The 22210-nt window shown below is 44.6% G+C and carries 19 protein-coding genes and 2 tRNA genes; 8 read left to right on the top strand and 13 right to left on the bottom strand.

The window, feature by feature from the left end; translation table 11 throughout:
* Positions 1-5: 5 nt before the first annotated feature.
* Positions 6-692, bottom strand: coding sequence for a hypothetical protein (locus H6F44_RS01645; protein WP_190349174.1), 687 nt, complete (start codon positions 690-692; stop codon positions 6-8).
* A gap of 179 nt (positions 693-871) precedes the next feature.
* Here H6F44_RS01645 and H6F44_RS01640 point away from each other — a divergent pair, with 179 nt between their 5' ends.
* Together H6F44_RS01640 and H6F44_RS01635 are read left to right on the top strand one after the other, a co-directional pair.
* Positions 872-1696, top strand: a complete 825-nt coding sequence (locus H6F44_RS01640) for an ABC transporter permease (protein ID WP_190349173.1) — start codon at positions 872-874, stop codon at positions 1694-1696.
* A 95-nt stretch (positions 1697-1791) separates the two neighbouring features.
* A complete protein-coding gene (locus tag H6F44_RS01635) occupies positions 1792-3516 on the top strand; it encodes a diflavin flavoprotein (RefSeq protein WP_190349172.1) in 1725 nt (574 codons plus the stop codon).
* Between the two features lie 291 nt (positions 3517-3807).
* On the opposite strand, the gene H6F44_RS23035 is transcribed toward H6F44_RS01635, so the two are convergent.
* Both H6F44_RS23035 and larE read right to left on the bottom strand, forming a co-directional pair.
* Entirely contained in the window at positions 3808-4857 is a 1050-nt protein-coding gene (locus H6F44_RS23035) for a septal ring lytic transglycosylase RlpA family protein (RefSeq protein WP_242016395.1), read from the bottom strand.
* A 775-nt stretch (positions 4858-5632) separates the two neighbouring features.
* Entirely contained in the window at positions 5633-6493 is an 861-nt protein-coding gene (larE, locus tag H6F44_RS01625) for an ATP-dependent sacrificial sulfur transferase LarE (RefSeq protein WP_190349171.1), read from the bottom strand.
* A 221-nt stretch (positions 6494-6714) separates the two neighbouring features.
* On the opposite strand from larE, the gene H6F44_RS01620 reads away from it, so the two are divergent.
* A complete protein-coding gene (locus H6F44_RS01620; RefSeq protein WP_190349170.1) occupies positions 6715-7500 on the top strand; it encodes a carbonic anhydrase in 786 nt (261 codons plus the stop codon).
* 193 nt (positions 7501-7693) lie between these two features.
* Here the strand turns inward: H6F44_RS01620 and H6F44_RS01615 are convergent, their stop codons facing one another.
* The 4 genes from H6F44_RS01615 to H6F44_RS01600 form a co-directional block, all read right to left on the bottom strand.
* Positions 7694-8107: a hypothetical protein gene (locus tag H6F44_RS01615; RefSeq protein ID WP_242016394.1), complete on the bottom strand. Its 414-nt coding sequence runs from the start codon at positions 8105-8107 to the stop codon at positions 7694-7696.
* Positions 8079-9173, bottom strand: a complete 1095-nt coding sequence (locus tag H6F44_RS01610; RefSeq protein WP_190349169.1) for a pentapeptide repeat-containing protein — start codon at positions 9171-9173, stop codon at positions 8079-8081. Before H6F44_RS01610 ends, H6F44_RS01615 begins: the two co-directional genes overlap by 29 nt.
* A 76-nt stretch (positions 9174-9249) precedes the next feature.
* On the bottom strand, positions 9250-10014 hold the full coding sequence (locus H6F44_RS01605) for a PspA/IM30 family protein (protein ID WP_190349168.1): 765 nt from the start codon (positions 10012-10014) through the stop codon (positions 9250-9252).
* Positions 10015-10244: 230 nt separating this feature from the next.
* A tRNA-Met gene (locus H6F44_RS01600) sits at positions 10245-10318 on the bottom strand.
* Between the two features lie 136 nt (positions 10319-10454).
* Between H6F44_RS01600 and H6F44_RS01595 the strand changes: the two genes are divergently transcribed.
* The 5 genes from H6F44_RS01595 (at position 10455) to H6F44_RS01575 (ending at position 13710) form a co-directional block, all read left to right on the top strand.
* Positions 10455-11096, top strand: coding sequence for a bifunctional 4-hydroxy-2-oxoglutarate aldolase/2-dehydro-3-deoxy-phosphogluconate aldolase (locus H6F44_RS01595; protein WP_190349167.1), 642 nt, complete (start codon positions 10455-10457; stop codon positions 11094-11096).
* Positions 11097-11174: 78 nt separating this feature from the next.
* Positions 11175-11597: a Holliday junction resolvase RuvX gene (gene ruvX / locus H6F44_RS01590; protein WP_190349166.1), complete on the top strand. Its 423-nt coding sequence runs from the start codon at positions 11175-11177 to the stop codon at positions 11595-11597.
* 183 nt (positions 11598-11780) lie between these two features.
* Positions 11781-12335: a DUF3727 domain-containing protein gene (locus H6F44_RS01585; protein ID WP_190349165.1), complete on the top strand. Its 555-nt coding sequence runs from the start codon at positions 11781-11783 to the stop codon at positions 12333-12335.
* Entirely contained in the window at positions 12298-13383 is a 1086-nt protein-coding gene (gene mltG / locus H6F44_RS01580) for an endolytic transglycosylase MltG (RefSeq protein WP_242016393.1), read from the top strand. The genes H6F44_RS01585 and mltG overlap by 38 nt, the downstream gene beginning before the upstream one ends.
* A gap of 244 nt (positions 13384-13627) precedes the next feature.
* Positions 13628-13710 (top strand) — tRNA-Leu (locus H6F44_RS01575).
* Between the two features lie 190 nt (positions 13711-13900).
* Here H6F44_RS01575 and recG read toward each other — a convergent pair.
* The 6 genes from recG to H6F44_RS01545 form a co-directional block, all read right to left on the bottom strand.
* A complete protein-coding gene (gene recG, locus H6F44_RS01570; RefSeq protein WP_190349164.1) occupies positions 13901-16363 on the bottom strand; it encodes an ATP-dependent DNA helicase RecG in 2463 nt (820 codons plus the stop codon).
* 22 nt (positions 16364-16385) lie between these two features.
* Positions 16386-16847, bottom strand: coding sequence for a DUF29 domain-containing protein (locus H6F44_RS01565; protein WP_190349163.1), 462 nt, complete (start codon positions 16845-16847; stop codon positions 16386-16388).
* A 4-nt stretch (positions 16848-16851) separates the two neighbouring features.
* A complete protein-coding gene (locus tag H6F44_RS01560) occupies positions 16852-17310 on the bottom strand; it encodes a DUF29 domain-containing protein (protein WP_190349162.1) in 459 nt (152 codons plus the stop codon).
* Between the two features lie 42 nt (positions 17311-17352).
* On the bottom strand, positions 17353-17949 hold the full coding sequence (locus tag H6F44_RS01555) for a hypothetical protein (RefSeq protein ID WP_190349161.1): 597 nt from the start codon (positions 17947-17949) through the stop codon (positions 17353-17355).
* Between the two features lie 52 nt (positions 17950-18001).
* A complete protein-coding gene (locus H6F44_RS01550) occupies positions 18002-21028 on the bottom strand; it encodes a response regulator (protein WP_190349160.1) in 3027 nt (1008 codons plus the stop codon).
* Positions 21029-21135: 107 nt separating this feature from the next.
* Positions 21136-22143, bottom strand: coding sequence for an ABC transporter substrate-binding protein (locus tag H6F44_RS01545; protein WP_190349159.1), 1008 nt, complete (start codon positions 22141-22143; stop codon positions 21136-21138).
* Between the last annotated feature and the right edge of the window lie 67 nt (positions 22144-22210).

Genomic DNA, 22210 nt, shown 5'->3' with positions numbered 1-22210 from the left:
AATGGCTAGATTTGGGGTTGGCGGTTGGGCGATCGCTTGTTGATATACTTGGCTAAATCGATAAAAGCATCGCGGCGCACATAGGGATAGTCACCCACCCAGAGATTGTATTGCGGGATATAGGCATCGGAGGTCTGGCGGCTGACCCTGCCAAAGCGGCGATCGTTGGAAAACAACAACATATATACAGTTTGCTCAGGGCGAATCCGCTTCAGTTCCCGCTTCATCGGCAATCGCAAAGTGGTCACAAATTCTGTTTCATCCCCAAGTTCAATATTCAAGAAACTTTCAGCATCATAGCTAACATCCACCCTGCCTCTGGCATTCACCTTTTCTGATCGCGCCAGTACCTCTTGGGAAACATAAACATCTAGAACTTCCGCTTGCCAAAATCCACAATAGGCAAAGCGCCGTAACTTGGCATTGCGAATACTCGCCGTGATTACTGGCTCTAGCATCCAATACAAACCGCCCAAAGCTGCACATACAAACATCATCAATGCCGCAAAGCTACTGGGGTTATTCTCATGGACGCGGTTGTAAAGGATCGTAAAAATAATTACACTGGCAATGGAAATGGCAACTCGGCGAAAGACACTCTGACCATCGCCCCAATAGTATTGATACTGCTCAGCCGTCGGCACGGCTGGAATCAGTTCATCAAAGCTTTTACGTTTGAGAGGTGTAATCATGATTTTATTTTACATGAGTAGGCTGATGTATACGCACTGATGTATACGCACTGATGTATACGCACTAAGGTAGTAGTCCTATGAAGCGAGACGAAGCAATTATTGTCATGCTTGGCATTGCCTCCACATCTCATCCAACCATTGCCAAAACGCTATAGTTTGAACAATTTATCATCACAATGCCTAAATCTATCTCAAAAAATATCTCCCAGCAACTAGCGCATAGTTGGCGGGTCACCCATACGCTCTTCACCACCTACTACGCCTATATGCTCGAATATCGGGCGGAACTATTTATTTGGATGCTATCTAATGTTCTGCCATTTATTTTAATGGGAGCTTGGCTTAAAGCTGCTGAAGCCAAGGAAATTGCCCTAACTTCCATTGAGTTTATTCGCTACTTTTTAGCTGTATTTATCGTGCGCCAGTTCAATATCGTTTGGGTGATTTGGGACTTTGAGAACGATTTAGTTTCAGGACAGCTTTCCCATCGCCTGTTGCAGCCCGTTGCTCCATTTTGGCATCACTTTCTAGGACATCTCGCCGAACGCTGGGCAAGATTTCCTTTGTTGGTGGGTTTAGTCGTTCTATTTTTTATGATTTATCCACAATCTTTTTGGGTTCCCTCCTTTACTAATGCTTTAGCCGCCATCATCACGGTGGCGATCGCCTTTAGTTTGCGCTTTCTAATTCAATATGTATTTGCCCTATTTTCCTTTTGGACAGAGAGAGCCAGTGCGTTAGAGCAGTTTTGGTTTTTGCTATACATTTTCCTGTCAGGAATTATTGCGCCATTGGATCTATTTCCGCCACTTATGCGCGATATTGTCATGTTTACACCTTTTCCCTATATGGTCTATTTCCCTGCGGCAATTTTGATTGGTAAGACGGTAAATATTTGGCAAGGGATTTTGGTGATGTTGGGATGGATGGCGATCGCTTTTGTGACAAAACAATGGCTATGGCAAAAGGGCATTAAGCATTATTCAGGCATGGGCGCATGAAATATGACGCTTTGCGCTTGCTTAAAATCTCAATCAATCAGGTCATTGAGTCAGTACACTAAAGCTAACATCCTTATATATGTTTGGAGCTAACAATGTCTTTTGCTAAGTCTTTTGCTAAGTCTTCTACTAAACCCCGCGATGTCCAAACCGCCTACATTGCCGCCGAAACTATTGCCATGCGATCGCGCAGTTGGAACCGTTTGCGCTTTGAGGTGGAGTACGGCCTAGAGAAGGGAACAACCGCCAATTCATTTTTGATTCAAGGCAATTTGCAGGCATTGATTGACCCACCAGGGGAGACTTTTACAGAAATATATTTGCGTGAACTCATGTTACGCACCAATATTCTAGATATTAGCTATGTCATTTTGGGTCATGTGAACCAAAACCGTATCGAAACCCTCAAAGCATTGCTCGCTAAAAACGATCGCCTCACGTTTATCTGCACCAATCCAGGGGCGATCGCACTGCGGCAAGGACTAGGCGAAAATATTAAAATCCAAACAGTACGCGGTGAAGAAACCCTCGATCTCGGCAAAGGTCATACCCTCAAGTTTATCCCCACATCAACCCCACGCCACCCTGACGCACTCTGTACCTATGACCCCAAAGCCCAAATTCTTTACACTGACAAACTATTTGCCGCGCATCTTTGTGGCGATCAGATATTTGATGAGGGTTGGAGTCAACTACTTAGCGATCGTCGCTACTATTTCGACAGCACTATGGTCAATCAAGTGCGCCAAGTTGAAGCAGCTTTAGATAAACTAGCAGACATTCCTGCCAGTTTTTATGCTCCTGCCCACGGACCAATGCTGCGCTATGGTCTTAATGAACTGGTCAAGCTATACCGTCAATGGTGCGATAACCAAAAACAGCAAAATATTTCTGTAGCCCTCCTGTTTGCTTCTGCCTACGGCAATACCACCACCCTTGCCAATGCGATCGCTAAAGGGATCACTAAGGCGGGAGTAGCTGTGGAATTGATCAATTGCGAAAATGCCGAACCCGAAGAAATTAAGGCGGCGATCGAAAAGTCTTCAGGATTCCTAATTGGCTCACCCACCCTCGGCGGACACCTGCCCACACAGGTACAGACTGCCCTTGGCATTGTGCTGTCCACCGCCTCTAAAAGCTATCAGACGGGTGTATTCGGCTCCTATGGCTGGAGCGGTGAAGCCGTGGATATAATCGCAGGTAAGCTAAAAGATGCGGGCTATATCCTCGCCTTTGAGCCAATTCGCGTCAAATTTACCCCCACCGAAGCAACCTTGCAACTTTGCGAAGAAACAGGTACAGACTTCGCCCAAAACCTCAAACGTCTCAAAAAAGTTCGCACTACCCTCAACCCTGGCAGCACCGTAGAGCAGGCAGTGGGTCGGATCATTGGCTCAATGTCGGTGCTGACTGTCAAACGTGGCGAAATCTCTACAGCGATGCTTGCCTCTTGGGTCTCTCAAGCGTCTTTCAACCCTCCAGGGCTAACGATCTCTGTTGCTAAAGATCGCGCCGTAGAGTCCTATCTCTACGAAGGCGATCGCTTTGTTCTCAATATCCTTGAGCAAGGCAAACAGCTTCACAAATACTTCATGAAAAAGTATGCCCCTGGCGAAGATCGCTTTCAAGATGTCAAAATTGAATCAACGGAAGGGGGACTGATCCTCACTGATTGTCTAGCATATTTAGAATGCCAAGTAGCCCAGAGAATGGAGTGCGGTGATCATTGGCTAATCTACGCCACAGCCCAAAATGGGAAGGTATTGAAGACAAATAGCTTGACCGAAATCCATCACCGTAAAACCGCTAGTAATTATTAATACAGCGCTTTGCGCTGATTTATCACCCAAAAAGACCTTTGAAATATCTTTTGGCACCACCTCAAGCTTCCATAGGCTATATCAAATTCAAAAAGATTTTTGGGTTTTTAGTCAGCGCAAAAAAGCTGTAGGCTATTTAGCCGATGTAAAAATAGTCAGCATTTGCAATTATAAATACAGCAACATAGATGTTTCGTTAAGCCCATTGAAATAGCGAGATATTGTCAATAAGACTGACATCTCGCTATTTTTTGTTTTGATTTGTTTTGATTGTCACAATCCCCGCAATTGCTATTGTGACAATATTTCAAGTCTGACAGGGGCAATACCTGAAGCGATCAGACCAATTACATTTGCCGCCGCCGCCGAGATGTCAATTACGCGCCCATGAGCATAGGGACCGCGATCATTAATGCGGACAACCACTGACTGACCATTGTCGAGATTGATGACCCTTACCATAGTGCCGAAGGGCAAATCAGGGTGGGCGGCTGTTAGCTCACTGGCTCTAAATATTTCACCACTGGCACTATAGTTGCCATCAAACCCAGGTCCATACCAAGAAGCCATGCCAGACAACACCGACACAATGCGATTTGTAAAGGTTGGACTGATGGAGGCGACTGGCTGCTTTTTAGGTGCATTAACGACCTCAGATATCGGCGCAGCTCCGCCAAGTAAGCGCCTTAACAAATTGGCTGATTCTAAAACATCCTCAGTTTGATTTTTGAGTGAGTCAGGGAATAATGCCCGATCGTCAAATTTGAGCATCGTACGATCGCCAATTTTGATTAAATATTTACCATCCCTCCAAATGGGGACAATCTGACTAGGATCAATGCCATCGCGATTAAATTGATTGATTAGCGCGGCAACGGCGGTGGCTCTTTCAATGGGATTAGGGGATACAAGTAAAGCTTCAGGGTTGTCTTGAGAGGCGATCGCTTCTGAAGTGGATTTTACTTCGCTAATGGTTTTAGAAGTATTTTTACTTTTAGTTGTTGTAGAGCCAGTTGCCGAGGAATTGGGGGTAGCTTGGTTAGAAACTTGGTTGGCAATGGATGTTGTACCTGAGTCTTCGGACTCAACATAGGTAACTACAGGAATGCCTCTAACATATACGGTGGCGGCATTTTTGCCATCTAGCTTGTGAGCATGAATGCGGGCGATCGCATCGTTGCGCCCTCTAGCTAGAGACTGGGATCTGGTTTCACCCACCTTAATGGAGGTAGTAGCAGTAGGTTCTGTTTGTGCCTGTGCGCTATGTCCCGCAAGAGCCGAGATGATTGTCAGGGTCAGCAGCGACTGAGAGAAGGCTTGACTCCAATTCCAATTAAGCATAGGTAAAATAGGTAAAGCAGACAATGAAGGTAAACGACTAGGATGTTGCATTAACATTTGGCAATTTGCGAACTAATCTCAGTTAGAGTCAGGCTCTGAAAATGGCTAATGGAGCAGTTCATCAAGGTTTCGTATAAACAGCTACTGAGTCTGGTTGATGATTAAACAGTCATTAAGTATCAGTAACTATTGATGTTTATTTCGATGAATTCAGACTATCACGATTCTTCAAAATAGCAATAGCGAAGCCATCAAAGCCTTATCTGGCAACATATTCAGCGATTTTTCTTAGCTAAAAATCAATTTTTTGCTTCTTTCTCATTAGAATTGATTATCAAAATAGAAGTTTGCCCTGAATACCACTAAAAATCACCCACAAAACTATGTCTAAAGGTATAGATGATTTTGTGCTTAAATAACTTTTATGTGCTTTGTGGACTATTATTTAGCAAAATATCATCTTAAGTAATCTTGCTTAAATTGATCTAGTTTTATGCAAACCATATATAGGCGTGATTTCGGTCACTAAGTTCCGTGATTTGCAGTAAATCTGTCCTAGGATAGATTTAAAACCAAAACCTATAGAATCTATTTAGGATTTTGATGCTAAAAATGTTTGGTTTGTACTAAATCTAGTTTTTTAGCCCGTAAAAAGTCGTAAGTATCCAGAAGTCATTAAAAAGTTAAGCGATGGAGTTTGTAGTGAAGCTATAAGTATTTCTAATCAAAGAAAAAGATGTTTTGATGAAATATCTTTTTCTTTTCATTTAATTTATTAGTTAATCGTCCCAGCTACAGCGATCGCCCTATTGTTTACGGCATTAATCGCCTCATTGAGCTTGCCACTTTTAAAGCCTTCTAAGTCCAAAGTGATGCTGGTAAAGCCATACTCACGAAAGGCTCTTGTTAGTTCTGGCAGGTGCATCGTGGTCATAAACTCATGGAGCCGATCGCTTGGCACTTCGATTTTGGCGGTGTCAGCGAGCGATCGCACCCTGATATCCCCGCGCCAGCCGCGATCGCGCAGATACTGCTCTGCTTGCCCCACCCTTCGCAATTTCTCAACTGTAATCTCTTCGCCATAGGGAAACCGCGAGCTTAGGCATGGCTGTGAAGGCTTGTCCCACCAAGGTAAGCCTAAATATTCTGATAGCATCCGCACTTCGAGTTTACTGACCCCCACTTCGGCAAGGGGCGATCGCACACCCCGTTCCTTTGCGGCTTGGATGCCTGGGCGATAGTCTTGCAAGTCATCGGCGTTTAACCCATCCACCACATAACCGTAGCCCATTTGCTTAGCTAGGGGTTTGAGGGTGTCATGGAGTTCACTTTTGCAAAAATAGCATCGGTTGATGGGGTTGGTGGTGTAATTGGGGTTGTTCATTTCATGGGTCTGCACCACCTGATGTTTGATGCCTATAAATTCTGCTTGCACTTTGGCGGCATCAAGATCGGCGGGTAATAAGGATGGCGAGCTGGCGGTAATTGCTAAGGCGCGATCGCCAAGAACATCAAAGGCAATTTTGGCGATAAGGGTGCTGTCGATGCCTCCCGAATAGGCAACCAGCACCTGCGATGACTCTGCGAAAATCTGTTTGAGGCGATCGAGTTTGGCGGCGAGGGTAGCATTCAGCATAAATATAGCGGATTAGGAATAGCGGATTAGGATATCTATACAAATTTTTGCATATATCTAGTTGGCGATGGCGGCGATCGCTATTAAAGTCACGGGGCATTGTTACGAAATGTATCTTCCTTTGCTCAGAAACCTTTACCGTTATTCTATTTAACTCATTTATCAAGGTGCTGTAATGTCCGAAAAGGGTGATAATAGATGATTACGGTACTAATTTGCATATGAGAAAGCTACTTAAAGGTTTACATAAATTTCAGTCTTCCTATTTTCCCGCCAATCAAGAAATATTTGAGCAACTCGCTGAAGGTCAAAAACCAAGAGTACTATTTATTACCTGCTCTGATTCGCGGATCGTGCCACATTTGATTACTCAGTCAGGGGTAGGCGACTTATTTATCATTCGCAATGCAGGCAATCTTGTCCCTCCTTTCGGCTCTGCCAATGGTGGTGAAGGGGCAGCGATCGAATATGCCATCCATGCCTTGGGCATCGAACAGGTAATTATCTGCGGGCATTCTAACTGTGGCGCGATGAAAGGTCTGCTCAAATTAGAAAAGCTAAGGCTAGAAATGCCCCTTGTCTATGAATGGCTCCAACACGCTGAAGCTACGCGCCGCCTCATTCAAGAAAACTATAGCGACGTTAAGGGTAAAGAGCTTTTAACGATCACGATGGCGGAAAATGTGGTGACGCAAATCGAAAATTTAAAAACCTATCCTGTTGTCCGTTCTAAGTTGCATCAGAACAAGATGTCGATTTACGGCTGGATTTATGACATTGAGACAGGGGAAATCCTATCCTATAACCCCAATACGGATGATTTCGAGCCGCCGCAATCGATATTATCTAATTCTGTCAATGAGAGTTTTGTCAGTACTAGCGCTCCCCCCATTGCCGATTCTCAACAGCATGACTCTATGACCAAGCAAAATTCTGGCGATCTACCTGTATGGCTATCTCAATCTCAAGCGGAGCGCATTTATCGCGGTTCTGCTGCGATTAGTTAGCCAAAGCCCAGAATGGCAAAGTTATCTTATTGACTAACAAATCTTAACTAACAAATCTTAACTATAAGCGGGCAAGATGCCCGTTCCACAGGGATTTTACTTCTGTGGGTCAGACATCTTGTCTGAGGTTCCACAGGGATTTTACTTCTGTGGGTCAGACATCTTGTCTGACGCTCTATTTCTTTATTTGGGATTAGGGAATAAATGGCACGATTTGTCTTAGGAATTTGCGTAATTTCAAGAGATTGATTACTTCTTGGATTTGGGGTGAGACCAGATCTTCAGGAGGAATACGATCTAGCGATCGCAAATTCTCCATTAGTTCCACATATTCTGTAGCCGTTAGCAGTGTGCCATCAATGGGCGATCGCGCATCGGTATAAATTTCCCCACGCAAAACTTCTTCGGGAATATCTTCTGGAGCTAAATCTGCTTGCGTTTGGGCATTTAATGATGGGGTTGCCAGACAAGTACTAGCAATTATGCAGGCGATCGCCTGCACTAGTAATTTGTAAAGTGATAATTTGTAAAGTGATAATTTGTAAAGTGGCATAAAGCGCTGACTTAAAATATTCAGCCTAACGCCCCAACTTATTTGGAATATCATCACAGCCTCCTGGAACAGTTTTACGGGATTTTTTGCCAGACCATGCACATAAATATTGGCGATTTTCTTCTGATAAATCAACCGCTTTGCTAAAGTCAGCATCTTCAACAACCGCCCCCGTAAATTCTCCTGTTTCAAAATTCGGCACATGGCTGCGATCGCGAGGGGTGGCGGTTTCCAGCTTGCCATAAAATAGCTTAACCCGATTTAGATCCGTATCCCGCAGATTTGCCTTAACTAATACTGTCCCCATCAAATTTGCTCCCGTCAGGTCACAACTACTAAAGTTAGTTTTGATCAGATTCGCACCACTCAAATCCGTATTCCGTAGATCTGATTTAACCATGTCGCGCCCCGCCAGCATCGTCCCCAAGTTCACTACCCTCACCCCATTGGCGAGATCCACCACATAGCCCCCAGTGCCATCTAAAATTGGTCGCCCCAACAAGCCATCCCGCTTTAGCGGTGTCAATAAATTGGCACTCGACAAAAACCGCACAATCTTAGCGCGTCCATCGGCATCACAACCGCCGAGAATTGCCGCAGTTCGGGCTTGGGCGATCGCTCTTTCGAGGGGCCAGTCCTCTAGCTGCCCTTGCGGATCTAACACCAAGTCAGAAATACCTTGAAAATAAGTGTCAATGGTTTGTTGTTGGGTGATGACATTTTGCTGACCCGTTAATTCTTCAGAAATTTCATTTTGCCGCCATGCCACCCATACCGCCAAAATGGCGATCAAAATCTGACCAACTGCCCCCAAAGCATCCCATTTCAGGCTGTCAAACCATCGGCTAAATTCCCCGTCAAAGCCCGTAAGATGCAACGCGATCAGGATGGCGATCGCCGCCAACATACTTGCCAAGCTCACATCCCAGTTTCTACCAAGGGGTGAGTTGGCAATACCCCGAAATATTGGTGGCAAAAGAATCGGCAACACAATCACCGACACCACAGCAAGGCTGACATAAACCACCTGTTGCTGCTCTAAAAAAAGTCCTGCGATCGCGGATATGGTGGCGGCGATCGCGATGATCAAGAAAAAAGCCTTAGGGCGAGCGTTTTGCATAGAAAAAAAAATTACTGAAAGTGAAAATAAAAATAGCGGCGCATCGCGCCGCTATTTTTATTTTATGAATAAATAATTAACCCATTTGACGGCGCAGGGCTTCAAGCTCTGCATCGATCGCTGAACCACTCATGGGTCTAGCTGCATCGGAAGGGGGCAGAGCCGACTGGCTAGGCGAACTACCACCCATCATCTTTGCCTTGAGCGCCGCCAATTCATCATCAACCCCATTACCTGCCTCCAACTGAGCAAACTGGGACTCTAAATTATCCATGCCTAGCTCTGAGCTAGCACTAGCCTTAGCTTCAGCCATTAAAACTCGCTCTTCCATCCGCTCAAAGGTTGCAGCAGCCGAATTTGTATTTACCTTGCCCAACATATTGTTGAGGTTTTCCTGAGCTTTAGCCGACTGCAACCGCGCTTTCAGCATTTCTTTCTTGGTTTTTGCTTCCGAAATCTTGCCTTCAATCGCAATCAAATTCTTCTTGAGAGCCTCCACCTGACCTGTCTGCTGATCTAGTCCAACCTTGAGAGTTGCCGCCGTATCAGCAAAACTTTTTTTGCGGTTCAACGCTTCTCTTGCTAGGTTTTCATCACCTTTCTGAAGCGCCAACATTGCATTCTTTTCCCACTTGAGGGCATCAGCCGCACTCTGGTTGTATTGTTGTTCTTGACGCTTGAGCGCAGCCATCGATTGCGCGACAGCTTGGCGCAACTGCACCAAGTCTTCTTGCATATCAATGATTGATTGCTCTAGAATTTTTTCTGGGTCTTCAGCAGCCGTAACCATTGCATTTACATTGGACTTGACTACCATGCCAATGCGATCGAGTAATCCCATAATCTTGTCCTTTGCGCTAGGGAATAAATTGCTTACATACTATCATGAACAACTTATTCAGTGAGAAGGCTAGACAAGAAATGTTCGCTTACATAATCCTGATAAATGTAGTAGCACTGTAGTAACAGCCTATTGAGACTTGGTTTAATAGAGAGAATCTTGTAAAGTTGGCACAAATTACAACTTTCAAAAATTTCTTTGGGGATTAAGTTAGTGCTTTGCAATATATATAGCAGCTCCGGGATTTGAACCCGGGACCTACGGATTATGAGACCGTCGCTCTAACCACCTGAGCCAAGCTGCCTAATGATGCCTTAAATTTGGCTATACTAATATAACACAATGAATGTAAACATTTGTCAATAATGCCAAAAGAATTACAAAGTAAATTGTTTGTGTCATGATCTGTATCACAACAATACAAAATCCTTTAAAATCCTGTGAATTCTTGGCTGAACTTATTGCAGCAACATCGCCTCATTGCCGTAATTCGCGCTGATAGTGCGGCTACCGCAAGGGAAATGGCACTTGCGGCGGCGGCAGGTGGGATCAAATTAATCGAGATTACTTGGAATACCGATCGCGCTGAGTCTTTGATCCCGAAGTTGCAGCAAGAACTCCCCGATTGCAAAATTGGTACTGGTACAATCCTCGATTTAGACATGGCGGCAAGGGCGATCGCCTGTGGTTGCAGCTTTATATTTACGCCCCACACCGATTGCGCCTTAATCGCTAAGGGCTTAGAGCATAATATTCCTGTAATCGCGGGAGCGCTGACCCCAACCGAAATCGTCACAGCTTGGCAAGCGGGAGCCGCCGCCGTGAAGATCTTCCCGATTAAAGTGATGGGCGGCGTTGATTATTTACGATTTTTGCACCCTGTACTACGGGATATTCCTTTGATTCCGACTGGGGGCATTACCATCGATGAAGCTGAGCAGTTTTTAGCGGCAGGGGCGATCGCCATCGGCATCTCCAAGCACCTATTTTCGCCACAAGCGATCGCCGATGATGACTGGACAACGATTATTGCGCGATCGCGGACTCTAATTCAGAAGGTGCAGCCTTTTCAAAGAAATTAGCTAGAAACGATAGAATTTATTAAAGGGGTAGAAATCGTCCCCACTTAATACTTAATTTTGATCAAGAGCAAGGGAGTTATGCAATATGCAGCGCTAGGTTTAGATGTGGGGCGCAAACGCATCGGCGTGGCAGGATGCGATCGCCTCGGTATATCAGTGCATGGCATTACCACGATCATTCGTAAATCATGGGATGAGGATATGGCAATCCTGCAATCATTAATTCAAGAGCGGAATATTGATACCCTTGTAGTTGGACTGCCCTACAACATGGATGGCTCCCTTGGCTTTCAAGCCAAACAAGTCCAAAAATTTGCCCATAGCGCCACCAAGCAACTGGGGCTACTTTTAGAATTTGTCGATGAGCGTCTGACCTCCTTTGAAGCTGAGGAAATGATGCGATCGCAGGGCATATCCACAAGGTACAACAAAGAAATGATCGATCGCAAAGCCGCCGCCCTAATTTTGCAGCAATGGCTAGCGATTAAACGCCAACCCTAAAAAGCCGAAAGTGCTGATGGCAATTAACTTATGGCACTAACCGCCACAACCATTTTTGGCTTTTTATTGTCACGTCAAGCACTGTATGTCCCCTTTGCTGTCATAATGCTTAGCAGTGCCAAAAGCCTTGTACAAAAGGGTTTCTCTAGGTCAGTAGTGCTATAGGATACAAAACAGCAATCTATGGAAGGATCGACGATCGTACTTACGGATGATGCAGGTAAGACCTTGCCTTGCACTGTAGAAACTACTTTTAAAGTAGAAAGCACCGAATATTTGCTACTGCAACCAGTAGATTTCTCTGTGCAAATCTTTGCATGGCAAGAAACTGATGACGAAGAGGAGACAGAATTAGCCGATGTCACCGAGGAAGAGATCGATGTAATTTTTGCGACTGCTCAGGCTGTTTTGTCAGAACAAAACCTGACCCTGCGGCGCTCTGCCTATACTTTGACCGTTGAGGGCGACTTGCCTGAACCAACGGAAGAGGACATCATCGAGATTGATACGGAAGAGGATGGCAACTGTAGTGAATTTCAAGAGCTAGCTCATTTCTACTATGAAGAACAAGCTTTTTCCGTCTTCACTGCCCTTGATCCTCTAATGTTTATTGCCAAAGTTGGCACAGGTGGACTTCCAGAAATTCTTACCCCTGAGGAGATGAACGCTCTGGAACCCTATGTGGAAAAATATTTAGACCATGTTCTTAGCACAGAAGATGCCGAAGAAGATTCCTAATTGGCTATTCTACGGTGCTGCGCTGCCTATAACCATCGCTGCGGCGACTGTCGCCAGTAGCTATTGGTGGATCTGGGCAAGTGCAGCACCGAGTAGCTTGGGTACAAAAATCAGGCTGACCATAGACGATGGCATGCCCACCCAAGCGATCGCACAAGAGTTAGAATCAGCAGGCGTAATTCGCTCTAGTCTGGCGTTACGTCTTTGGTTGCAATGGTTGTCTATAAGAGGTGAGCAGTCAGTGGTTTTGCGATCAGGAACCTATGACTTTGCCACCAATCAGTCTTTGTCTGAAGTAGTTGCTCAAATCCGCACCGCCAAATCTACGGAAGTAAGGTTTACTATTCCCGAAGGTTGGTCGATCGCACAGATGGCAGAGCTATTTGAAAAGGAAAAGTTTTTTACTGCTGCCGAGTTTGTGGCAGCAACTCAGAGGCTTAGCCCTAAAAGACGTGATTGGCTGCCCAATAATATTCCTAGCTTAGAGGGCTTTCTGTTTCCCGACACCTATCAAATCTTGCCCTCTGAGGCAACCCCTGATCGGATCATTGATTTAATGCTAGATCGATTTGAACAGGTTGCACTTAAGTTATATCGTGAAGATCAAGCTAGTAAGCCCAAGGTGAAGATTAGCTTGGCAGATTGGGTCACTTTAGCCAGCATTGTCGAAAAAGAGGCGGTAATTGAATCAGAGCGATCGCTGATTGCGGGTGTATTTTGGAATCGTCTCCGCCGTAATATGCGATTAGAGTCCGATCCAACCGTGGAATATGCTTTTAATATTAAGCAGACCCCTGAGAGTCCCCTTACCCTAGAACAGGTAAGAATGCCTTCTCCCTATAATACCTATCTTAATGAAGGTTTACCCCCAGGGGCGATCGCATCGGTTGGTTTAGCGAGCCTCAAGGCAACTCTTGATCCTGCCAGCACAGACTATTTATTCTTTGTGGCTAGGTTTGATGGTAGTCATGTGTTTAGTCGCACCCTCGATGATCATGAAAAAGCCATCCAAGATATCGATAAAAAAATCCCACAAAAGTCAAGGTAACACTAAATCATGAAATTTTACTAGTACTTCAAGGAGCTACTCCCTTCCCAGCCTAAAGATAGACATTAAAAGCCAAGGATTAGCGGTGCGGTGCTTTGCGTCTCACCGATGATCCTTGATCGGGAAGTGAGTAGTTAATTTGACGAAACTTTATTTGACGAAACTTTATTTTTTAATTGGCTTAAAATATTTTGTGATTTTGTGCAAAGTTTGCACATTTCAGGTTAGAATGACAAAGCCCTAAGGGGGTATGGCGGAATGGTAGACGCTACGGACTTAAAATCCGTTGATCGTAAGATCGTAAGGGTTCAAGTCCCTTTACCCCCACTTCTACAGCGCATTGCGCTCAAGCCCAAGTTAATAAAAATCCTGAAAGCTGCTAGCCAAGCATAGCAACCACAGGAGGATTGACCATACTTGAATAATTCAGTTTTGTAGGGTTTTGTAGGGGCTGTGCCTCTGTGCCAGCCCGAAACCTTAGCTCCGCCAGCATTGGCGCTGATTGGAGTAATCAATTTTATGTAAATATTGCGCCACCTTGGAGGCGCTGGTAATGTGCCTCAAACTCGCGTTTGAGTAATGGAAAATGCTCTAAACTGGCATCTTTTTTAATAATTCGCTCCGCAGCTTGACGGGCAATTTGGAAGATTTCTTGGCGGGCTGCCTCATCGGTGAGCCGATCCTCAATGGAGAAGCCTGCGTGTCCAGACTGCTCTGTACCTTCATCTTTGCCCTTGCCCCGCATTTGAAAGTCGCGTTCTGCAATAAAGAAGCCATCCTGCGACTGCTCAAGCACCTGTAAGCGCTCCTGTGCGGTGACGGATTTGGAACTGCTGAGCAATAGACAATAGGACTGCGCCGCGCCGCGCCCCACTCTGCCTCTGAGTTGGTGCAGTTGCGCTAAGCCAAAGCGATCGGCGTGTTCGATCAACATCACTGAGGCATTGGGGATATCGACACCAACTTCCACAACCGTTGTCGCTACTAGAATCTGGGTTTCGCCGCGCCGAAAGGTACTAATTGCCTCATCTTTTTCTGCTGAAGACATTTGACCATGCAAGATTCCGATTTGGAAATTGGGAAATACTACATTTTGCAAATGTTCACGTTCCTGTGTTGCCGCTTTGATGTCTTCCATTTTTTCCGACTCCTCCACTAAGGGGAAGACGATATAGACTTGACGACCCTGAGCAATTTCCCGCCGCATCAAATCATAGGCATCCTTGCGTTGTGAAGGTTTGAGAATTACGGTTTGGATTGGTTTGCGTCCAGGGGGCAACTCGTCAATGATACTAACTTCGATTTCGGAATTGGTTAAATAGAGGGTGCGGGGAATGGGGGTGGCGGTCATGATCAGAACATGGGGATCTGCGCCTTTTTGCAGAAGGCGCGATCGCTGATCCCTGCCAAAACGATGCTGCTCATCGATGACGGCTAAGCCCAACCGCGCAAAGTTGACTGTATCTTGAATTAGGGCATGGGTTCCTATTACCAAGGGCAATTCCCCCGTTGCCAATTGTCTGAGGATTTCGCGGCGTTTGGCGGTTTTAGTGGAACCAGTGAGCAGTTCCACAGGCAGATTTAACTGCATAAACCATTCGACAATTTTACGGTAATGCTGCTCGGTGAGGACTTCGGTGGGAGCCATGAGTGCAGTTTGATAGCCTGCCTCGATCGCCGTTAACAACGCATATACCGCCACAATCGTCTTCCCAGAGCCAACATCTCCCTGCACTAAACGGTTCATCGGGGTATTCCCTTGCAGGTCGGCGCGAATTTCTGCAACTACCCGCTTTTGGGCATTGGTTAATTCAAAGGGAAGTAATTTTTCGAGTTCGGCGATCGCTGAAGTTTGCGGCACAAAATGAATTGCCTTTTGCTGTTGGCGACGATAGAGGGAAACAAGGCGGCGATAGAAGTATTTGTCAAAGGTGAGGCGAATGACGGACTGCTCTAGGCGATCGCTGTTGTCTGGATAATGCACTTGGGCGATCGCTTCGGCAAGGGGCATCATTTTATAATCAGATAGCAAGCGATCGGGCATGGGGTCAACTATTTGCGAAACCGCAGGCAGACATTGCACCACTAGGCGGCGAATTGCCTCTGGCGTAATGCCTTCCGTTAGGGGATAGACTGGCACAACCCGCCCCACGGTTTTCGATTGAATTGTATCTTGGGTATGTTCAAGAACTTCCACTTCATAATTTTCGAGGGTCAAGCCATATTTGCTCTGTTTGACCACCCCCGAAGCCGCCACGGTACAACCTTGGGGATAGAGTTTCTTTTGGGTTTCTTGCCAACCGCGATTAGCATAACGCTTACCCGTCCAGAACCTTGATAATTTAATCTGTCCCGTATGATCCCGCAAAATAATTTCCACAATCGTGAGATTAGGATTTTTGGGACTGGTGAAGCAGTTAAATTTTTTAATCGTGCCGATTACCGTTACCGTGTCGCCATCCTTAAGATCGCGAATGGGAATTTGACGCGCATAGTCAATATGGTCGCGGGGATAGTAACTGAGGACATCGCGGACCGTGTTCAGCTCTAACAATTTAAATTTTTGTGCCACATAGGAGCCAACCCCCTCTAAGTACTTTAGCTCCATATCAAGGGTAATTTTTTTCTCGCTTTTTGGCTCCGTCGCCGCGATCGCTTCGGTTTTGGGCTTTTTGATTTTGGCGACAGGGGCTGGACTAGCCTCGGCAATTTCACGACGGCGCACCTCATAGAGCAGTCGCCGCGTCTCTGCTATGAGATGTTGCCGCCGCCCCAATGACAGTTCTTGATATTTGGCAAATTGACTGGCAAGGGTTTGTGCTTGCAGGCGATCGCTCGCTTCCCAACTTTCAGGTAATTCTTGCTGCAAACTCATTGCCAAAAAATCAGCAAACAGAAATTGCTTGCCCTGCAAGTTCGGGAAACCTCGCTCAGCTTCAACACTGAGCGCTTGTTGCAGACGGTTGAGATCTAAGGACATTAGGGATAAATTGGTAACTGCATTATTCCTGACAATTAACCCAAAAATCAATATTTAGGATTGTATCGATATCTAGATCATATTGCCATGTGTCAGGAAATTGATATTGTGAATAATCATCTCTGACGGTTTCTAAGGCAAATTCAAAAGCCTCTAATATAAACTCATCCCATAGAGTTCTTAAGCTAGGAGTCTTTTGCAGCCTTCGTTTAATTCGGCGGCGTTGTTCCCTAATGGTGCGTTCCCAGCCATTAAACTCTTGGGGCATATCCACATAAAGGCGCTTGAGACAATGCTCAATTAGGGTTTCTAAACGGCTTGCTAATTCATCACGATAGGAATTACCCAAAGCCTCAATCTCCTCTAATAAATTTTCTAAGTCAACATGGTCAAAATCCTTCGCCTTAAGCTTGGCGATCGTATCTTGAGTCCACAAAAGGAAGTCAGACTCATATAGAGATTTATGAGAAATCGATTGAGTCACAGGTTTAGCTCCTTTCCCAAAAGTTAGCATTTAATATCGCATCAATATCCTTTGCAAATTGCCATGTGATTGGGAAATTAGTTTCTTGATATTCAATCTGCACAATTTTTAAGGCAATATCAAAGGTATCACCAAACATTCTCAAAAAGTGACCTTTTAAACTAGGTGACTGCTTTAAAAGTTTTTTGAGTTCATCCCGTTGGTTAATAATCGTAACCTCCCAACCGCGATAACATTCAGGCATATTCACATAGCAGCGCTTGAGAATATGTTCGATTAACCTTTTGAGCCTAGTTTCGATTTCGCGTTTGTTACTGCCTGACAAGCCTTCTAACTCCTCTATCAGATTTTCAACATCAAGATTCTCAAAGTCACCCGCCTTTAATTGGGCGATCGCTGTCTCTAACCACAGATCTAAGTCGCGATCGTACAGGGGCATCGGTGCGGCAATTGCTTGAGTCATAGTGATTTTACTCATTATCAAAAAACGAACAGAAAACTAACATTAGCGGCGCGACGCAGCTGCGCCATTAGCAACAAAATAAAAACTGCATAGGGCTAGACCCGTGACTATGCCATAGATTGCGCCGATCGCTAAAGTGGTGAAATAGCGAAAGTAGGGCAGTTTTTCCATTAGCATACTCCCTGAAATTATACTCAAATACCAACTAGCAGTGGTAATCACGATCCACCATTGAGATTTCCTTTGATACAACTTTCTAAGGGCTAACCATTGAGCTAAACCCATGGTGAAGCCGCGCAAGCAAGCATATACCACCAGTAAATCCACGGCATCGCCATAGGTAAATGCTAGCTCAAAGCTTGCCCAGGAGCTAATAAAGCCGCCAACCGTGCCACCAAACCATGTTGTCCAAAACCAAAGCCTACCTGCAATTTGCTTGCGGATCACTAGCCACTGTGCAAGGGCGATCGCCACACTCATTACTGCAAAACTCAGGAATATGCCCCCATTACCACTCACATAGTCAGTCGCAAAGGCGCTGACGATACCACCACCCGCATAGCCAATGCTATTGGCGATCGACCAAAATATTAAAAATCGCCAATGAACTGCCCAATAAACGATCCAATAAATTGCCAATATAACTATGCCCTGTAACTATGCCCTGTAACTATGCCCTGAATTGAAATTTTTAGCTGGCTCGCTTTGCTAGAAGCAGTCGAATTGTATCAGCTAGCAGCCTCAACTTAACAGGCTTGGTTAGATAATCACTAGCACCCGCCTTTAGACATCTTTCGCGATCGCCTTCCATAGCTAGAGCCGTCATGGCAATTATCGGAATTGGCGCAGTCTCAGCATCAGCACGAATTAAACCAATTGCCTCTAAACCATCCATATTCGGCATTTGAATGTCCATAATGATGATATCTGGCGATAGCTCTTTAGTCTTGGCAACCGCTTCTTTGCCATCTTTGGCGACAACGATACGATAATTGGTTGCGGTCAGATAGGATGTGAAGGTTTGAATATTTGCTTCGTTGTCTTCAGCAATCAGAATAAGCGGCGCGATCGCGTCATCATTATTTACCTTGACTGGCGATGCAGTATTTGCATCTAGTTTAGGCGCGATCGCCCCACCAGACTGCACCACCTCATAGGGCAGCGCCACGGTAAAGCGACTCCCCCGCCCAAATTCGCTCTCAGCCATTACCTGACCACCATGCAGTTCAACAATTTGCTTGACCAGAGCTAGACCCAAACCAGTCCCTTCATATTGACGGTTGAGATTACTGCTCACCTGAATAAAGGGCTGGAAGAGACGTTGCAAATCTTCGGCAGTAATACCAATGCCAGTATCCGCCACTTGAAACACAATCATCGGCAAATTCATTGATCTGATTTGTTGCGGGATCACGGCTTCGCCTTGCCATAAATCACCCTGACCGCAGGCAACCAAAAGACTGACACGCCCCTCACTAGGAGTAAATTTGACAGCATTGGTGAGCAAATTAATTAATACCTGTCTGATTCGCCGCTCTTCAACCTTGATATTGTTTATGTTCTTGGGAATATTACTGCTAACTTGTATTCTTTTTTGAAATGCTTGTTGTTTGATAAAGATCAAACTGGAATTGCAGACATTTTCAACTGAGACTACTTCGACATGGAGTTCCATCATCCCCGATGAAATCTTTGAGAGATCGAGAATATCATTAATCAAAGATAGGAGATGCGTACCACTTGATTCGACAGTGCTGATCGCATTTAATTGCTTTTCATTTAGTTCTCCCAAGATCTGCTCCTTCAAAACCTCTGACAGCCCCAGTATAGAATTGAGCGGAGTGCGGAGTTCGTGACTCATGTTGGCAAGAAATTCATCCTTGAGCTTAGTGGCTTTCAAGAGTTCTTCATTGACTCTCAATAATTGTGCTTCGGTTTGCTTGCGGATCAATAAATCATCTTGAATTTGCTGATAAAGATCCGCTTGTTGAACAGAGATCGCCAATTGGTTGGCAATTTGTTTGACGAAATCGATTTCAATGGTTTCCCACTCGCGAGGACTGTCACATTGATGAATGCACAGCAGACCCCATAATTTATCTGACTTAAGTAAAGGAACAACCAAATTTGCTCTTACTTGAAATTGCGACAAGATTTGAGTATGGCATGGGGTTAATCCCGCATTGTGAATATCGCTGACAGACTGTATTTTGCCTTTCTCATAGAATTTGCCATATTGTTCGCCAAAACAATGATCATGGATTTTGATTTTCATTGCAGATTCAAATTTAGGCAAGACTGATTCGGCAACAAATTCGCCATCATCAAAGTTAGAGTCAGGATCGAACTCAAAAATACCAACACGATCCGCATTCAAAAAGTTTCTAATCTCCTCAACAGTAGTCTGAAAAATAGTTCTGAGATCGAGAGTTTTTCTGATATTTTGTGTGATTTCTCGGATTACAAACTCTCTTTTTGCTTGCTTACGAATCAATTTCTCTGCCTGTTTAACCTCTTGAATGTCAGTAATCGTACCGATCGCTCTGACTACTTTATTGTTGTTATCTAAAACCCTCTCCCCGCGAGATAAAAACCAATGGGGCTTCCCTTCAGCATTAAAAAGACGATGTTCACAAGAAAACTCTAAAGTATCACCTGCTAGATGTCTCTGAAATGTATTTCTAAAAAGTTCGCGATCGTCTATATGAAGATTCAAAATCCAATCTTCAAATTGACTTGACCCTTGACAACCCTGATGGCCAAGCCATTCTTTGATCCCGCACTCCAAAACAAATATACCTGTTTGAGCATCCCAATCCCATATCCATACTTTGGCAGCATTAGTTGCTAATTCATAGTGTTTGGCGATCTCGATATATTTGCTCTCAGCTATATCTAACTCCATCTGTTTATAATTTTTTACCTCCTCCAAGACTGAAGCCAATGTTGCCCCTAGAAAACCAATCTCATTGTCAGGTAAAACAGGTAAAGCGAATCTTTCTTGCTTTTCATCATCGGCGATCGCCAATTGAATCTTGGCTATAGGACTGAGTACTAACCTGCGGATTAACCAGCCCATAAACATCAAAATTGTTATGCCACTAAACGACATTGCCAAGATCGCCCATAAAGCATTTTTTAACGCTTCTTTTTCCATCTTTTGGAGATCCATAACCGCGATCACTACACCTCGATTATTAGATGATGATGTCTCTGGAGATCTCTCTTTCCCTAATTTATTAAATACAGTGCTACTAAAAGGCAAAAATTGAACAATTACAGATTTTCCATTTAAATTGGCATTGGTATTTATTTCTACGCCATTGCGGGATGCTCTCTGCAAATAAGGAATAAGCTGTGGGTGAATATCTGCATAGGTCATATTTGTCAATGTTACATCTAGCCTATGACTGTGGGCTATTACTTTACCCCTAGGATCAACTATTGATATATCCACCACTGCTGGCAAAGTAGCATAGTTTTGGACAAGGCGTTCTAGAAGAAAAATTTCTTCGTCCTCAACCAGCCCTTCGCTAGCAAATTCAAGCCCCTGAGTAATTGTTTTGGCGCGTTGTTGAACCTGCTCATCTAAATTAAATTTGAGGGATGAATAAATAATAGACAAAGCAGAAAATCCTATCACCGCTAGGGATAGACCAAATCCAAACAATAGCTGCTTAGCAACTCTGTGCTTAGGGGATTGAATAGGTTGTTTCATAATTACAAAAGGTGGATATATCGAAAACGAGTCGGAAAATCGTACTTTTTACGCGCACTTTACGCACATATTACGCACATATTACGCACATATTACGCACATTTTGATTACGCACCCTGCCAATTATTGCTAGCTTTTTTGACTAGCTCACCGTTAATCTCGATGTCATTGCGAATATCTCGACCGTGGCGAGAATCTGACAACAATAATTCACGAGTTTTTTGATAGGCTTCTTGCAAGCGTCCCCCTTCAAACATACGCCGATTCATCGCTAGATCGCCTTTTTTCAGCCCTTTGTAATCTTCTGCAAAGGCCTCGGTGGTCATGCCAAGTTGTTTGGCAACCGAAGCGAAAACTTCCTGCGGTTTAGTCTCCACAGCCTTGATCGCATCAAACCAAGTCTCCATAAAACGCACTAGCTCATCCTGTTTAGTGGTGACAAGGCTAGATCGAGTTGCCAGACTATCAATTACAAGACTATCTACATCTGCTGTCGTGAAAATGACCTTACCACCCACAGCGTTAGCCGTACTTTGCATCAAAGGCTCCCATAGGGTGGCTGCGCTAATCTCGCCTTTTTTGAGCATATTTACCGCACGTTCATTGATTACATCTATAGCTTCCACCTCTTCTGGTTTAATTTGATTTGCCTGAAGCGCCTCAAGTAAAATCAAATGCGAAACAGTACTGAATTTAGCACTAACTTTTTTGCCTTTTAAATCCTTTACGGACTTAATATCAGGTCTCGCCGCAATTCCATCGGAGCCAGCAGAAACATCGACAACCATCACCACAACAGGCTTGTCATCGGAAGTATCAACCTGCATGACCTCTGGCAAAGGCACAAAGCTTGCATCTTGAGAGCCACGCATCGTGGCGCGGATATTATCTTGCTGATTGATAAACTTGACAAACTCCACATCCAAACCATGCTTGCTAAATAGCCCTGCGTCTTTGGCGTACAGAGCGATTTGATAGCCAGCCCAACTATTTAGCCCCACCCTGAATGGTTTTAATGCTACTGCTTGATTGAGGCTACAGCTTTTAATCGCGATCGCCGTTAACGAAGCAATCAGCATGACAGTTATCAGTCTAAAGAAATTGTTTGATTTCATGGTTTTTATTTTAAGCTAAATTTAATATTTGTAAATCTCCTATTAAAATTACAGTAATGCAATTGTT

This window comes from Pseudanabaena cinerea FACHB-1277 (genome assembly GCF_014696345.1).
Classification (GTDB): Bacteria; Cyanobacteriota; Cyanobacteriia; order Pseudanabaenales; family Pseudanabaenaceae; genus Pseudanabaena; species Pseudanabaena cinerea.
Note: the sequence above shows the minus strand (reverse complement) of the source record. Positions and strands in the feature narration are given on the sequence as shown.